The sequence below is a fragment of the Deltaproteobacteria bacterium genome (genome assembly GCA_016183235.1).
Classification (GTDB): domain Bacteria; phylum UBA10199; class UBA10199; order DSSB01; family JACPFA01; genus JACPFA01.
In genome coordinates this window covers 1-15,135 of sequence record JACPFA010000048.1, presented here as the reverse complement: position 1 = coordinate 15,135, position 15,135 = coordinate 1, and the positions used below count along the sequence as shown (strand labels likewise).

Genomic DNA, 15,135 nt, shown 5'->3' with positions numbered 1-15,135 from the left:
TTAATGCGTTAACCAGCACGCGAATATGAGGTTGAAAAGTTCTCGAGGCTCTGAGGTCCAAATCTCAACCCCTAGGCACGATCACTTTAGCCTTGACCAAGAGGTCATCCATATGAGGGTCGCCGCTGGAGCGCCGGGTCGAGAAAGCTAAGTCACCGGCAAAGTCGCCTCGCTCGCTTTTTAGGTGCGGCAATATGCAAATGAAATGAAAAATTTACGAGGATACGATGGCCTGGTTTTTCAATTGCAATCTGGCTTGCCCCAATGCTACCATCCAGCACTTCATTATATCTTTTAAATAAGGAATCTTATGCTTAAGTTTTTGTTACCTATTTTACTGTTGGCTTTAAGTTTAGCCGCTTGCAATAACCAACCCAGTTCTAAAGCCCCTTATGAAGTTCCACCCGATACCGTTCATGCAACGATTAATGGCGAAAAAATTACCGAGAAAGATGTTAAAGAAAAGGGTGGCAAAAGGCTTGAACAGATCGAAGAAAGCTTATTCGACGCCAAACGAGATGTGTTGGAAAATATTGTTCACCAAAAAATGTTAAACTTAGAAGCAAAGAAAAGAAATATTACCGTATCCGAATTACTCAAAAAAGAAATTTACGAAAAAGTTGTGCCGCCTACTCCCGAAGAAATTGAGGCCTTCTATGAACAGAACAAACAACAATTTGGTAAAGAAGAAAAAGAAAAGATTTTGCCTTTTTTAGCTCAACAACTAAGAAGTCAACGTGGGCAAGGTTTACAAGAAGATCTGATCGCTAGTTTAGAAGATAAATACGATATTAAAATTTCGTTTACCAAAGCTATTGAACGTCTACCCGATGTGGGCGTGGATGATGATCCAAGTTTAGGGCCTAAAGATGCCCCTGTTACCATCGTTGAATTTACCGATTACCAATGCCCTTTCTGCGTTAAAGTACGTCCCACCATTAAAAAAATTCTTAGCCTCTATCCTGACAAAGTGAAATATGTGGTGCGAGATTTTCCACTCGATTTTCACCCCAATGCACCCAAGGCGTCTGAAGCCGCTAATTGTGCCAATGAACAGGGAAAATTTTGGGAATTTAATGATTTATTGTGGGCTAACCAAAATAATCTGGTTGTTCCTAGTTTAAAAACTTATGCCAAAAATTTGGGGTTGGACTCAGGCAAATTTGATCAATGCTTAGACAGCGGCCAATATGCCCAAGAAGTCCAAAAAGATTTTAAAGACGGGTCTAAACTCGGTGTTAACGGTACCCCTGCCTTTTTCATCAATGGAAGACCGGTTTCGGGTGCCCGCAATTTATCTTATTTCAAACGCATCATTAATGAGGAAATTAAACTGAGTAAGAAGAAAAACTCTTAAAGTTAAAATGCTTGATTTAAAATGGGTACTGACCAATCTTGATACGGTTTCAAAACGTCTCACCAGCCGCCATCAGCCGGTTGATTTGAGTGAGCTTAAAACCTTAAGCCTAACCCGCAACCAGCAAATCAGCCAATTTGAGCAATTGCGCGCCTTGCAAAATCGAGCCTCTAAAGAAATCCAACAAAAGCAAAAGGCCAAAGGAGATATTTCAGCAATCTTAATTGAGATGAAAAAAGTCTCCCAAGAAATTGCTGGGATTGAAAAAGCCCTCGCTACCACTGAACAGGCTCTACAAGCTATTCTCCTCTCCATCCCCAATTTACCACATGAAAGTGTGCCCATTGGGAAATCAGCCGAAGATAATGCCCTCATTCGTCAGTGGGGTGAAAAACCAAAATTTAATTTTTCTCCTCAAGCCCATTGGGACTTAGGAGAAAAATTAGGAATTTTAGATTTTGAACGCGGGGCAAAAATTACCGGTGCCCGCTTTACCCTTTATCGAAATCTTGGTGCCAAACTCGAGCGAACTCTCATTAATTTCATGCTTGATACCCACACTCAATCCAACGGTTATGAAGAAGTATTGCCCCCTTTCTTGGTCAACCGTGATAGTTTGATGGGAACCGGGCAACTCCCTAAATTTGAAGCCGACCTTTTTAAAACCCAAGAAGATTTATTCTTAATTCCCACCGCCGAAGTACCGGTTACTAATATTTTTCGTGATGAAATTTTAGATGCCAAACAGCTGCCCATCTCAATGACCGCCTACACCCCTTGTTTTCGCAGTGAGGCTGGCAGTCATGGGAAAGATGTGCGTGGCTTAATCCGCCAACATCAATTTAATAAAGTTGAGCTGGTTAAATTTGTCCGTCCAGAAAATTCTTATGACGAACTAGAAAAACTCACCCACGATGCCGAAAGTATTTTGCAAAAACTAAACCTGCATTACCGGGTTGTTTGTTTGTGCACTGCTGACTTAGGTTTTTCGGCTGCTAAAACTTATGATTTAGAAGTTTGGCTGCCCGGGCAAAATTGTTACCGTGAAATTTCAAGCTGCAGCAATTTTGAAGATTTCCAAGCCCGTCGTGCCAAAATCCGTTTCAAAGATGCTGATAAGAAAAACAAGTTCGTTCACACCTTAAACGGCAGCGGCCTAGCCGTTGGCCGCACGCTGGTGGCTATTTTAGAAAACTACCAACAACCTGACGGTAGCATCTTAATTCCCGATGCCTTGCAACCCTATCTGAATGGAGTTAAGGTCATCAATCAACACAATTAGGAAAGGTGTCCGAGTGGTTGAAGGAACCGGTCTTGAAAACCGGCGTGCCGTAAGGCACCGTGGGTTCGAATCCCACCCTTTCCGCACTTATTTTTTCTTAAATAGCGCCCATCGATAAAAATGCCACTTTTTACAATGAGGGCAACGTTGCCCCGTACCTACATAATAAAGATTTTGCTAACATAAAATTTCGTCTGTCGTGTATTGAATGCCTTATAATGGAACCTGAAGGCTTACTTTCACCAGCTGAAGAACAGTTTGAGAAAATCAGACATCGCGTTGGGCTTTTCTTGGGACCTGCGCTCTTTTTGCTTGTTTACTTTCTTCCTCTTTTAACCAATCACCCACGAGCTCACAAGCTTGCAGCCATCCTGGCATTGGTGTTGGTCTTTTGGATGACCGAGGCTATTCCGCTCCCTGTCACCGCACTTTTAGGGACACTCCTAACCGTCCTTTTCGGAATCGCCACTCCTAAGGAGGCCTTGGCCCCCTTCGCTGATCCCATCATTTTTCTTTTCATCGGAAGTTTTATGCTGGCCGAAGCCATGACGATTCACGGACTTCATCGCCGTTTTGCCCTAGCGGCCCTCTCGCTCGCAGGAAACCGCCCCTGGTGTATCTTGGTTGTATTGGGCGTCATTTCAGCAACGATTTCGATGTGGATGAGCAATAGCGCTACGACCGCCATGATGCTCCCACTCGCTATAGGTTTGATTCGCGCCTTAAACGAAATTCATACTCCCCGCGAGGGGGTTCGAGACCGCTTTTCGGTAGGGCTTCTGCTCATGATCGCGTACGGCGCCTCTATTGGAGGGATTGGAACACCCGTGGGGACACCACCCAATCTCATCGGAATTGGGTTGATTGAAAATCTTGCCGGGATTCGGATTGATTTTTTGCAATGGATGACCCTTGCCATTCCCATTGTTGTGGCCCTTTTTGTTTGTCTCGCCTTTATTTTGTCTTGGTTCCACCCTCACACTTCATCAAGGTTGCCGAACACCCAGCAGTACATCAGCAAGATGCGCGAAAAGTTGGGGCGCCTAAGCCGTGGCGAAATCAATGTGATGATCGCTTTTCTTGTGGCTGTTTCTTTATGGATTTTACCTGGGTTCTTTGCAGCCATTTTAGGAAAAAGCGCACCTCTCACGCGCCTCTTGGCTGAGCGTTTAGACGAAGGTATGGTGGCAATCCTAGCTGCCTTGCTTCTCTTCGTACTCCCCATCAAACGAAAGGGATCCTCCATGACTCTCACGTGGCAAGAGGCCACCAAGATCGATTGGGGAACTCTCTTGCTCTTTGGAGGGGGTTTAAGTTTAGGAAAACTTATGTTTTCAAGTGGGCTTGCCGATGCCATCGGCCACGGGCTGGTTGCGCTAACTGGCGTTGATAGCCTTTGGGGAATGACCGCCTTAGGAATTCTTTTAGCCATCCTCGTGAGTGAGACCACTTCCAACACTGCATCGGCCAATGCGATCATCCCTGTAATGATTGCGCTTGCTAAAGAAGCGGACGTCTCTCCCCTTCCACCAGCCTTGGGGGCCTGCCTCGGGGCAAGCTTTGGTTTCATGCTCCCTGTCTCCACCCCACCCAATGCCATTGTCTATGGCAGTGGCCGGGTTCCTATTTTAGCTATGGTTCGAGCGGGTATTGTTTTTGACATCGTTGGCTTTGGATTAATTTGGGGAGGGCTTCGCATCCTCTGCCCACTCCTGGGGTGGGCTTAGAATATGATTAAGATCAGGCGCGCCTTGGAGTGATTTAACTTGACAAGTTTCATTCCTCTCCTTAAGAACCATCTGATTATGAAAATAATTTTCATTATCAATAAAGGTATTTCATAATACCTTTGGGCAAAGGAGAGTTTCATGAATATTGCAAAGCTGTTTCTTATTATTTTTGTTACCACGATCGTGATGGGAGCTGAAGCCTGGGGCGGGACGGGTGGCTACTTTGTTACCTATAACTCTAACATTGAAAAGGGAGAGATTGAACTGATGTTCATGACCGATATTACGGCACCCTCGAGATTTAAGCGAGAAGAAGGGCAGGGCAATTATTTATCACACATGCTTGAATTGGAATATGCCCCCCTGCACCAATTCGCCACCGAGTTCATGATCGAATGGTTTGAAGATATGGAAACGGGCGATGCCAAATTTACAGGCTTTCGGTGGGAGAACCGTTTTAGATTATTCAAAAAAAACGTTCCCCTTAATCCCATGATTTATGTGGAGTATGAGGATCTCGATCCAGCCACTCGTTACAAAATGGAAGTTTCTGGCTGGATTAACCCACCCTATGAAGAAAGTGGGGAAGAACCTGACCGCGAGCGAATCTTAGAATCGCGTTTGATTCTTTCTCAAGACTTTGGCCCTGTGAATATTGCCTTTAACTGGATTAACGAAACAGAACTGGAAACGGGTCACACTGCCTTTGGTTATTCACTGGGAACCATGTGGATGATTCACAAAAAACACGAGCACTCCCATGGTGAGGAGAACCACAAATCAAAAGAAAAAGAAGAACATGAAGGCGGAATGGGCCTTGGGCTTGAGTTCTACGGCGCACTTGGAGATTCAAAATCCTTTGGCTTAAAACCCTCCCGTCAGGAACATTATGTTGGCCCCATTTTCATGTACCACATCGACGAGCACTGGATGTTTCATACCCAACTGGCGATTGGTTTATCGAAAGCAAGTGATAACCTCGCTCGCATAAACTTTGCTTATGAATTCTGATAAGGGTTGACAAATAACATCTCTTTTTCTTAAGTGCACAGACCATGTTGGATATTTCTACCATTGGTCTGCTGATCATCTTAATTGCAGTGCTCGCCTGCCCCTTTGCGTTTAAATTTATCGAGCACCATATTGAGATCTTTCTATTTATCATGGGGCTTGCCGCTGCCCTGCTGACTCAAAAATTCAACTTGCATCTCCTCGGTCATGCCCTCTCTGAACCCGTCCCCATTACTTTAGCGGTCTTAGCCTTTGGTTTACTTTTTAAAATCTTTCGGAAAAAATTGGATCAAACGATTCGCTTCATTCTCAAAAAAATCCCCATTGCTTGGTTTATTGCACTGATTATTTTCATTTTGGGGCTGGCCTCAAGCATCATCACCGCCATTATTGCAGCATTAATTTTAACAGAAGTCATTAGCCTCCTCCCTATTGATAAACAGCATGAAAAAAAATTGGTGATTCTCGCTTGTTATGCCATCGGCTTAGGCGCAGTGTTAACGCCTATTGGCGAGCCGCTTTCCACCATTACCCTAGCGAAGTTAAAAGGTTTGCCTGGGGTTGATTTTTGGTACCTAGCCAAACTCTTAGGGCTTGAGGTTATTTTAATGTTGATCCTTTTTGCTGGCCTTTCGTTCTTTTTTCGTGGGCATCGTTCTCAAACAGGCCTTACTGCCATTCATCGTGAAGAAACCTATGGGGAAATTTTGCTACGCTCGGCCAAAGTATTTTTATTTGTCATGGCTTTGATTTTTTTGGGCAGCGGGTTTCAACAGTTGGTCGACCGTTATGTGATCCACTTATCGGCTGACTTGCTCTATTGGATTAACATGATATCGGCGGTACTCGATAACGCCACACTGGCCGCTACTGAAATTAGCCCCAACATGGATGCCATTCATCTCAAGAAAATTTTGATGGGGCTGCTCATCTCAGGGGGAATGTTGATCCCCGGCAACATCCCAAATATTATCGCAGCCGCAAAACTCAAAATATCCATGAAAGATTGGGCAAAATTTGGTGCACCATTAGGGCTGGTCGTTATGCTGGGCTATTTTCTGATCATAAAATTAATTTAAACTCCTGATGAAGAATATTTTCTACCTTGTTGTCCTTGGTTTGATGCTGGCAGCTTGCCGAGAGCCATTCCCGGCCCTCCCAGCAACACCTACACCAACCCCAACAGCAACGCCCACGCCTACTCCAACTCCTGAGACACCAGAAAATTTTACCGTTGCCTTCATTGGCGACCAGGGGCTGGGGAGTGATTCTCAAGCGGTTCTACAGCTGATCGAAGATGAGGGGGCCGACATGGTGCTGCATCAGGGTGATTTTAGTTATAATGACGACCCCGACACCTGGGATCAACAGATTAACGATATTTTGGGAGATAGTTTTCCTTACTTTGCCTCGATTGGTAATCACGATGAAGCGGCTTGGTCGGGCTATCAACAAAAGCTACAAACACGCCTAGATAAAATCAGTGGCGCCAGTTGTAGTGGTGACTTGGGGGTTCAGGCAGCGTGCACTTATCAAGGGATCTTTTTTATTTTATCGGGAGTTGGCACCATGGGGTCAGGTCACGAAGATTACATTACAACACAATTGGCCCAAACCGATAAAATTTGGCGGATCTGCTCTTGGCACAAAAATCAGCGGTTCATGCAGGTTGGTGACAAAACCAACGAAGTGGGTTGGACGGCTTATGATAATTGCCGTTTAGGTGGTGCTATCATTGCCACCGCCCATGAACACTCTTATTCCCGCACTTATCTAATGAGCAACATTGAAAATCAAACGGTGGTTTCTACCTCTAGCACCCTCACCCTTGATGCTGGTCAGACCTTTGTATTTGTTTCTGGCTTAGGGGGAAATAGTATTCGGGCTCAAAACGACTCCCTCGCTGCCAACCCTTGGTGGGCCTCGGTTTACACCTCTACCCAAAACGCAAATTTCGGGGCCTTATTTTGCATTTTTAATTACCAAGGCACTGAAAATACCGCCCATTGTTATTTTAAAGACATCGATGGCAGCACCCCTGATACGTTTGACCTGATTAGTAATTTATAATAGCCTCTCTTTTGTCATGAAAATAGTTTCTTTCGAAAGCCGCCTGGCGCTTAAAATAGAAAAATTGATCGAAAAACAAGGGGGGCAAGCCTTAGTAGCACCTTCGATGAAAGAAATTCCTCTCGCCGATCATGCCGAGGTTTTTGAATTTTTCGAAAAAATTGCGGCAGGCGAATTTGATTTTCTTATTTTATTTACCGGAGTGGCCACGCGTACTTTTTTAGAAATTCTACAAACGAAAATTTCCAAAGAAAAAATTTTACAGGGTTTAGCTAAAACCAAGATCGTGGTACGTGGCCCCAAACCCACCACCGTTTGCAATATCTGGGGCATCCCCATTGCCTACACCGCCCCTCAACCCAACACCTGGCAAGAGATTATCAACATTCTACAAGCAGATAATCTGTTGCAAAATAAAACCCTTGGGGTGCTTGAATACGGAAACCGCAATTTCCCCTTTATCCGGGAACTCGAAACCATGGGGGCCAAAGTTTTACCGCTTAAAGTTTACCAATGGGGCTTCCCTGATGACCTGACCCCATTAAATAAAGCCATTGATGAAATGATTGCTGAAAAAGTTGATTGTGTACTTTTCACCAGTGCCAACCAAGCTGATAATTTTTTAGAAATAGCCCGTTCGCGTCATCTCGAATTGCCTTTACGTCGGGCCTTAGCAAAAATGGCTATTTTTTCGATTGGTCCTTTTTGTAGCGAACGCCTGCGTGAATTACAAATTTTTGCCGATTATGAAGTAAGCCCCAATAAAATGGAAACTCTAGTCGAGGCAGCATTTAAACATGGCCCAGCCATTATAGAAAAGAAAAAGCAACGGGCCGAGCATGCTTGGGCCAAGGTAAAAGATTGTTTTCAAATCCCCCAAGCCAAAGAACTTCTGCAAAACTCCCATCTTTTAAAGGCCTGCCGCTTAGAAAAGACCGATACCATCCCTATCTGGCTCATGCGTCAAGCCGGCCGCTACATGACCGAGTACCAATTGCAAAGAAAAGGTTATTCATTTTTAGAATTTTGCAAAAACCCGCAAGCCTGCATGGATGCAACCATTACAGCCGTTGAACGTTTGGGGGTTGATGCGGCCATTATTTTCTCGGATATTTTACTCATTTTAGAACCGATGGGGCTAAAACTAGACTTTAAAGAAACCGGCCCCCTGATCGAAAACCCCATTCGCGATCTAGCTGCAATCGAAAAATTAAGCCCACCCATGATTGAAGAATCACTAGGTTTTGTGCTTGAGGCCATTAGGCTCACTCGAAAAAATCTGCACCCTCGCATCCCTTTAATTGCCTTTTGTGGGGCCCCCTTTACCTTGGCTTCTTATATGATTGAAGGCAAGGGTTCTAAAAATTTTATCCCCACTAAAATGATTATGCATAGCGACCCAGAGACATGGCACCTTTTAATGGAAAGATTAGTGGCGGCTTTATGCGATTATCTCTTGGCCCAAGTTAAAGCTGGGTGCCAAGTCTTACAAATCTTTGATAGCTGGGTGGGTTGTCTAAGCCCGCAAGACTTTGAAAAATTTGTTTTACCTTACACCCAAAAACTCATTGCAAAATTACCCAAAAACGTTCCAGTAATTTATTTTGGAGTTAACACCCAGGCGCTCTTGCCTTATTTTACCAAACTTGGCTGCCAAGTTATGGGATTAGATTGGCATGCTAACCTAGCTCACCTCCCTCAAGGTTATGAAAAACTTTGCATTCAGGGCAATCTTGACCCTGTGCTGTTATTTTCCAAACCCAAAGATTTTTTACCCGAAGTTGAAAAAATCCTGAAGGCGGCTGGCCATAGGCCAGGTTTTATCTTCAACCTAGGCCACGGCATTTTGCCCGAAACCCCGGTGGACCACGTATTAGCGCTGGTTGATTATGTTCATGAATGGAAAGAGATTTGAACCTTGACTATGCCCCAAAAATAAAGGTGATATTTGGTTCGTATTCCAAAATTTTATTTAATCTGAACTTGTGCCCGTCATATAATCATCGCCCAAATGGGTTCGATAGATAATTAATTCATCCACCAGGCCTTCGTAATAGATGTTGAATGGAGAAGGTTGTGTTCTTTTGCCAAGGGTTAGGGGTAAGTCTTGCACATCGGGCTGCACATTGCCTGTACCATAAGTCCAACTGCCAGGAGATGGAACGCCATTGATGCTCATTTTGGTAGAATTGGCATCCCCAAACTTATGAGTCAGAATAATGTGAGAGGCATTATTTAAAATAGGGAAACCTGTGCTCACCAAGTAATTGGGATAAACTCGTAAGTCCTGCGTGACAGCAGGATTAGACAAAGTAAAACCAAACTCATTAGTCGAAGGATTCATCATGAAGCTATAATTGCCATGTGATCCATCCCAACTTCCCTTTGTGACTACAAAAGCCCCGTCGTCCAAAGCCATCACGGTTAACCTTACATCCATGCCGATTGATTCCCCATTATTAAAATTTAGGCTGGGAGCGCTTTGTATATTTATATAATCATCTACACCATCAAAAGACATGGCACCTTGCCCTTCAAGCCACGTTGGGCCGCCGAATGGAATGCCATGATTATTCTCACCGCTATAATCGCAGATGATTTCGGCTGGATCATCGGCCCCATCGCACATGATGTTTTTGCTGGGATCTTCGTTGAACCGTAGCCATAGCACCAGACCTTGGTCACCGGTGGTTACGATTTTTTCTAAAGTATTGAGAATTTGAGCGCCGCTGGTTTCTTCGACTTTGAATTTGTAGTCTTTGCGTGGTTTTAAATTGGATAAAGGAAGATTTGTTCCACCAGATTTCTTTTCATCAATCGGTATCATTGCTGTCTCTTGGCCATTATTATTTAATTCAATCGCTCTTACTCGATATTCTTTATTATTTTCAGGTAATGTCAGCTCATGCTTGGGCCTTGTTTCACCTGGAAAATTGCTGATCACTCCGTATTTTGGCATATCAGGACCAAGGATAGTAACTTCAGGCGTAATGCTTCGGTCTGCATTACATTGTTCCTCGCAAACCTCTTTTGCTGTGCTGTTGCGGCTCGCCTTTAAAAGATACATCTGATTTTGTTGTGGCGTGATGGGTAATTCACCCTTACAGCTCATGATCCCATTAACAGGATCGGCAGCGCAATTCAAACTGGGCTTCGCTTGCCCTTCAATCGTGATCGTGTTTTTTTCTACATTCTCAATCTCATAACTTATCTTACCGCCTTCCCAACCCTTCCATAATTCCCCTGCCTGGTAGGTCTTAATCTTTGGCTTATTACGTACCTTGAATTTAATCGTTCGGGTGGGTGGAATGCTCCCATCACTTTGAGATGCGCTCACCAAAATCTTGACTGTCCCTCCCTCTTCGGCATGGCTTACATCTAAGGTATAGGTCGCACTATTTGAATTGGTCGAAACAGGGCTTAATGGAACCATTAATAAATCTTCATTGATATCTTCATCTGACTTTTCAAGGGATACGGCTGCTAATACCAATGTTGTATTGGGTTGATTAACAACATTGAAAGATATGGGTTCGTTTCCAAACACCCACTTCCTACCCTTGGGTGATTCAATCTTAATGGGATTACTATTCGTTACTTTGTATTGCCCATTCCCCACCCCTGCGTGCTTGTTTTCATCCATCACTTCTACTTCAAGATTAACAACTCCATCCGGCAAGGCTTCGGTGTTAACCTGTCTGAAACTTATTTCTATTTCTCTTAACAGCACATTCTTAGTCTCTTCCTTTGTATATCCAATCAATGCTTCCCCATTATACTTCAGACTTATGTTCTCGACCCCATACCGGGCACAGGCTACCCCTTTAAGGGTGGCCATCCCCTCCAATTCTGTGCCTAGTTCTGGATCGCTAAACGCAAAACTGGGATGCGATTGGGTACTATTGATCTTTTGTAATTCTGCTTCTTTACTTTGCCCTTGGACGCTAGTTACCCCGTCACTAATAGTCCCCTGAATACTCCTTGAATTGAGTTGACTGGATACGCTCAGTAAATCCAATCGATAAACGGTCTTCTGAGTTACTTTGCCATTGGTGTTTGTGGAAACCTCACTTATCTTTGTAACACCACAAATCGGGTCGCTCAACTTCATCTCTTCGACATGTGCATTGTCCTCGCCTTCGAGGGTGATGAATAAGTCGGGCCCCTGCTGGGGTTGATCGGTGCTGATCTTGAGGGCTGGTGGTTGGGGGATACTTGTCTTATCGGTTGGACTGACTTTGTCTTTCAGTTCTTGGTAAGAACTCCAGCCATCGTTGTCTGGGTCTAAATCGGGGATGATGCCTTGGCTGATGGAGGCACTAATGTTCGGGTCTTGTTTGTCGACCTCATAACGAATGTCTGAGCTGGTGAAACTTACGGTTTCGGCGTTGCCGTCGCCGATTTCTTTTTCTACTTCGGCGTAGGCAAAGGCGATTGGCTGGCCTGGGGTTAAATATTGAAACTCGATGATGAATTTATACGTCTTGCCGCCGGGGAGTTTGAAGCTCTTTGCTTTTACGGTGCCGGTGGTTTCATCGACCTCCATGGTGGTATCGTGGACTTTGGTTTGGGAAGGCATTTCGTAAACGCGTAGTTGGGCGGCTAGCCAGGGGGTGGCTTGGGCGTTTAGGTCTTGGCTCCAGCGGCTGGGGATAGCGATGGATAGGGCGTTGGGGGGGGGTGTGAATGGGGTGGTGCAGGAGGTGAAGAGGAGGAGAAGAAGAAGAAGAAGAAGAAGAAAACAGAGATAAAATTGAAGATTCTTCGCCCTGCTGGGCTCTGAATGACATGGTAGGCTTGACATGGCACTTAACATCAATAATTTCCCTCAGAACCTGCTATATACAGCCTTGCGGTGGGACTCAAGGGGGTTTTGGGGAAGTGGCAACGGATTCCAAGAACCCTAATAGAAAAAGAGGGCGCCTATTCCCCTCGGTTGTTTCATCATGAACAAAACGAACTTTCTCAAATTGATCCATCCCTTTGAATTGGCTCATCCCTTTTCCCCTGCCTCCAACCTCCAAAATAATTTTCTTCCCATCCTTTTGAACAAGAAAATCAGGTGTCTTGGCACCTCGGTTTGATTTCAAGTAAGTCACCCCTTGATGAGAGGTTTTGAGCATTTGCACGGTAAAATCTTCTCGGAGGGCACCTATGGCCTCAGGGTATTCTTTATAAAGTAGGCGAAAGGGAAGATACATAAGAACCTTAGGCTCACGCAGCACATTCGTACCAGCAGGCATGAGCGACATCAGCACAAAAGCCTTTTCCAACAAATTGACGTATTGCTCTGCCTTATATTTTGTAATCCCGATGTTATTTGAAAGAGAACTGTAATTGATACCCTCGACAGGAGATTTAGCGATGAAGGTGATCAACTTTTCAATACTGGCAAGTTCGTCTAGATGAAGACGCGCAACGGTGGGGATATCTTCATGCAGGATCCTCTGAAGAATATTTGATAAAAGCGTTAAAATATCGGGCTCCTCAAGAGAAAAAGGATGCAAGCCCCCTTTGAGATAACTTTCAAAGGCATGCGGATAGCGAAGATGCTCCTTTTCCCAACGACGCTCAAGAATGTCGCTTAAGCTCAAAGGTGGAAGCAAAATATTTTGGGTAAAAAAAAGATATTCGCGAAAAGAAAAAGGATTTAAGAAAAAAAGTTTGATCCGCCGAGAAAGATCGTAGGACGATTCGATCATGGCCAATGCCACAGAGCTCGTAAAGTAAACCCGCAGGTGAAGGAAATCGTAAATTTGCTTAATGTGTGAATCAAACTCTTTGAAAAAATGCACCTCATCTAAAAAAAGCCGTTGAATGCCGTATTGGTCTTGAAGGGTTTTGGCAATTGCAAAAAGGTCTTCTTCTTTAAAGGTATCCAAGGAAAGATAAAATGAATCTTTTACCTGGCTCGCGAGTTGCTTTAAAAGTACGGTTTTGCCAGCACCCCTTGGCCCCACGATTCCAATAAAATGCCGGCCCCCTTCGGCCTGAAGGGCCTCGTATAAAAAGCGGGTTTTAGTCTGCTTTTTCCCCTCTTCCTTAGCCAGCTGATCTAGTTCAAACAACCTTTTATATATCATTATGTAAAATAATTTATCAAAATGTATGTTATTTTGTCAAATGATTTTATAAAAAGGCGATAAAGTCACACCCAATGGTTTTATGAAATCAGGGGAGTTTCTAGGTATAAGCCTAATCCGCACAAAGAAGCTTAAAGTAATTATGTGCGGATTTGTTATATTTAATTGACATAATCCGCAAGCTGAGAAAATGCCGGCAAGTTCAAAAAAGATCATCATCCTGTTCTTTGATGAATTTCAATGGAAATAGATTATTTTCATCACTACGTCACCTTGCAAGATATCCTTCGGCAAAAGAGTTCTTAAGAAAACTATTTTCGATAAATTAAGACTTCGTCGATGGAACCATAATAGTAAGAATTAAACTGCAGAAAAGTGGTTCGCTTCCCAAGGGTAAGAGGCAAATTGGGCATGTGGGGAGATTCATTACCTGTGCCAAAATTCCATGCCCCTAAACTCGTCACATCATTCACTTGAATGTTAGTAGAATTGGCATCCCCAAATGTATGGGTTAAAACAATACGGGAATTTACCCCATTTTCAGCAGGTAATCCTGAAAAATATTGGGGGTACGAGGTAACTGGGGGGTTAGAGTAAGTAAAACGAACGTCGTTACCATTAGAATTTAGTGTCAATGAGTAATTACCATGCGAACCCCCACTACCTTTCGTGACAACAAAAGCCCCTTCCGTTGGACTGATTGAAGACGGGGCCAACATCACTTCCATTTTAATCGTATCCCCAACATCAAAATTCAAACTAGGGGCATCGGGAATTTCTACATAATCATTCACGCCATCGAATTGAAGAGCGGTGCCTGTCCAAAAAGGGGCGCCAAAATTCAGGGCATGGTTATTTTCTCCACTGTAGTCGCAAATAGTTTCCCCAGCATCACCACCTTCGCAGGGGGTGGGGCTGGTTGGATCTTCGTTAAACCGTAGCCACAACACCAGATCTCTATCACCCGTGGTCACGATCTTTTCCATGGTACCCAACACATTGCCTTGTAACTTAGCAAGTTTTTCCAATCGAATCTTGTAATCGGTTCTGGGTTGTAACTGTGATTTGTCGAGGGTGATGATTGCACCATCTTTGCCCTCTTTTTCAAAATCAGTGGGGCCTTCTTGTAATTGCTCGTTCAGCCAAATCGCCTTTATTCGATAAGAGCCGCTACTCGGCAATTGAATTTCATTGGGTGGCTCATCATTATTCTTACTCACAACTCCGTAGCTTGGAATCGAGGGGCTAAGATTAAGCCCTTGGATCTTAAAATTTTGACTGTTGTTTTTGGAACCCCGAACCGCTGTAAGTGTGTAGGTGTTTTCTCCTATTTGTTTTACTTTGCGTTTCACCTCACCCTTACAAACATTGATCCCCTTCATGATTGGATCTTCGGAACATGGAAGCACTTCACCTGCTTGCTTATCACCACTTACCTCCACTGTATCGGTATTCACGACTTCGTAACGCAAAACAATTTCATATCCAACTGGGGCTTCGAGAATTTCACTACTAAATTGCTTGATCTGGGGATTATTGCGTACCTTGAAAGAAATCACCCGAGGTGGTTCATAACTTCCATCTGCCTTCTTAACCTGCACT

Annotated in this window: 10 protein-coding genes and 1 tRNA gene; 8 read left to right on the top strand and 3 right to left on the bottom strand. The window is 44.1% G+C overall.

Features of this window, described 5'->3' with window-relative positions; genetic code table 11:
- Positions 1 to 310 precede the first annotated feature (310 nt).
- The 8 genes from HYU97_12055 to hemE all read left to right on the top strand — a co-directional run bounded on the left by HYU97_12055 (position 311) and on the right by hemE (position 9,365).
- The gene (locus HYU97_12055; protein MBI2337482.1) at positions 311 to 1,357 is read left to right on the top strand and encodes a thioredoxin domain-containing protein; all 1,047 of its coding nucleotides are present in this window, start codon (positions 311 to 313) and stop codon (positions 1,355 to 1,357) included.
- Between the two features lie 7 nt (positions 1,358 to 1,364).
- Complete coding sequence (gene serS / locus HYU97_12050) at positions 1,365 to 2,639, top strand: serine--tRNA ligase (GenBank protein MBI2337481.1); 1,275 nt, start codon at positions 1,365 to 1,367, stop codon at positions 2,637 to 2,639.
- Positions 2,639 to 2,723 (top strand) — tRNA-Ser (locus tag HYU97_12045). The genes serS and HYU97_12045 overlap by 1 nt, the downstream gene beginning before the upstream one ends.
- 134 nt (positions 2,724 to 2,857) lie before the next feature.
- Entirely contained in the window at positions 2,858 to 4,366 is a 1,509-nt protein-coding gene (locus HYU97_12040) for a DASS family sodium-coupled anion symporter (protein MBI2337480.1), read from the top strand.
- A gap of 141 nt (positions 4,367 to 4,507) precedes the next feature.
- Positions 4,508 to 5,380, top strand: a complete 873-nt coding sequence (locus HYU97_12035) for a hypothetical protein (protein ID MBI2337479.1) — start codon at positions 4,508 to 4,510, stop codon at positions 5,378 to 5,380.
- A 44-nt stretch (positions 5,381 to 5,424) separates the two neighbouring features.
- Positions 5,425 to 6,459, top strand: a complete 1,035-nt coding sequence (locus HYU97_12030) for a DUF1646 family protein (protein ID MBI2337478.1) — start codon at positions 5,425 to 5,427, stop codon at positions 6,457 to 6,459.
- 7 nt (positions 6,460 to 6,466) lie between these two features.
- Complete coding sequence (locus HYU97_12025; GenBank protein ID MBI2337477.1) at positions 6,467 to 7,450, top strand: metallophosphoesterase; 984 nt, start codon at positions 6,467 to 6,469, stop codon at positions 7,448 to 7,450.
- A gap of 16 nt (positions 7,451 to 7,466) precedes the next feature.
- Positions 7,467 to 9,365 carry a uroporphyrinogen decarboxylase gene (hemE, locus tag HYU97_12020; protein MBI2337476.1) on the top strand — a complete coding sequence of 633 codons (1,899 nt, stop codon included), beginning with the start codon at positions 7,467 to 7,469 and terminating at the stop codon, positions 9,363 to 9,365.
- A 57-nt stretch (positions 9,366 to 9,422) separates the two neighbouring features.
- Here hemE and HYU97_12015 read toward each other — a convergent pair whose 3' ends face one another.
- The 3 genes from HYU97_12015 to HYU97_12005 form a co-directional block, all read right to left on the bottom strand.
- Positions 9,423 to 12,254: a hypothetical protein gene (locus HYU97_12015; GenBank protein MBI2337475.1), complete on the bottom strand. Its 2,832-nt coding sequence runs from the start codon at positions 12,252 to 12,254 to the stop codon at positions 9,423 to 9,425.
- 58 nt (positions 12,255 to 12,312) lie between these two features.
- Entirely contained in the window at positions 12,313 to 13,518 is a 1,206-nt protein-coding gene (locus HYU97_12010) for an ATP-binding protein (protein MBI2337474.1), read from the bottom strand.
- 326 nt (positions 13,519 to 13,844) lie between these two features.
- Positions 13,845 to 15,135, bottom strand: a 1,291-nt coding sequence (locus tag HYU97_12005; protein MBI2337473.1) for a hypothetical protein, incomplete at its 5' end; no start/stop codon positions are given.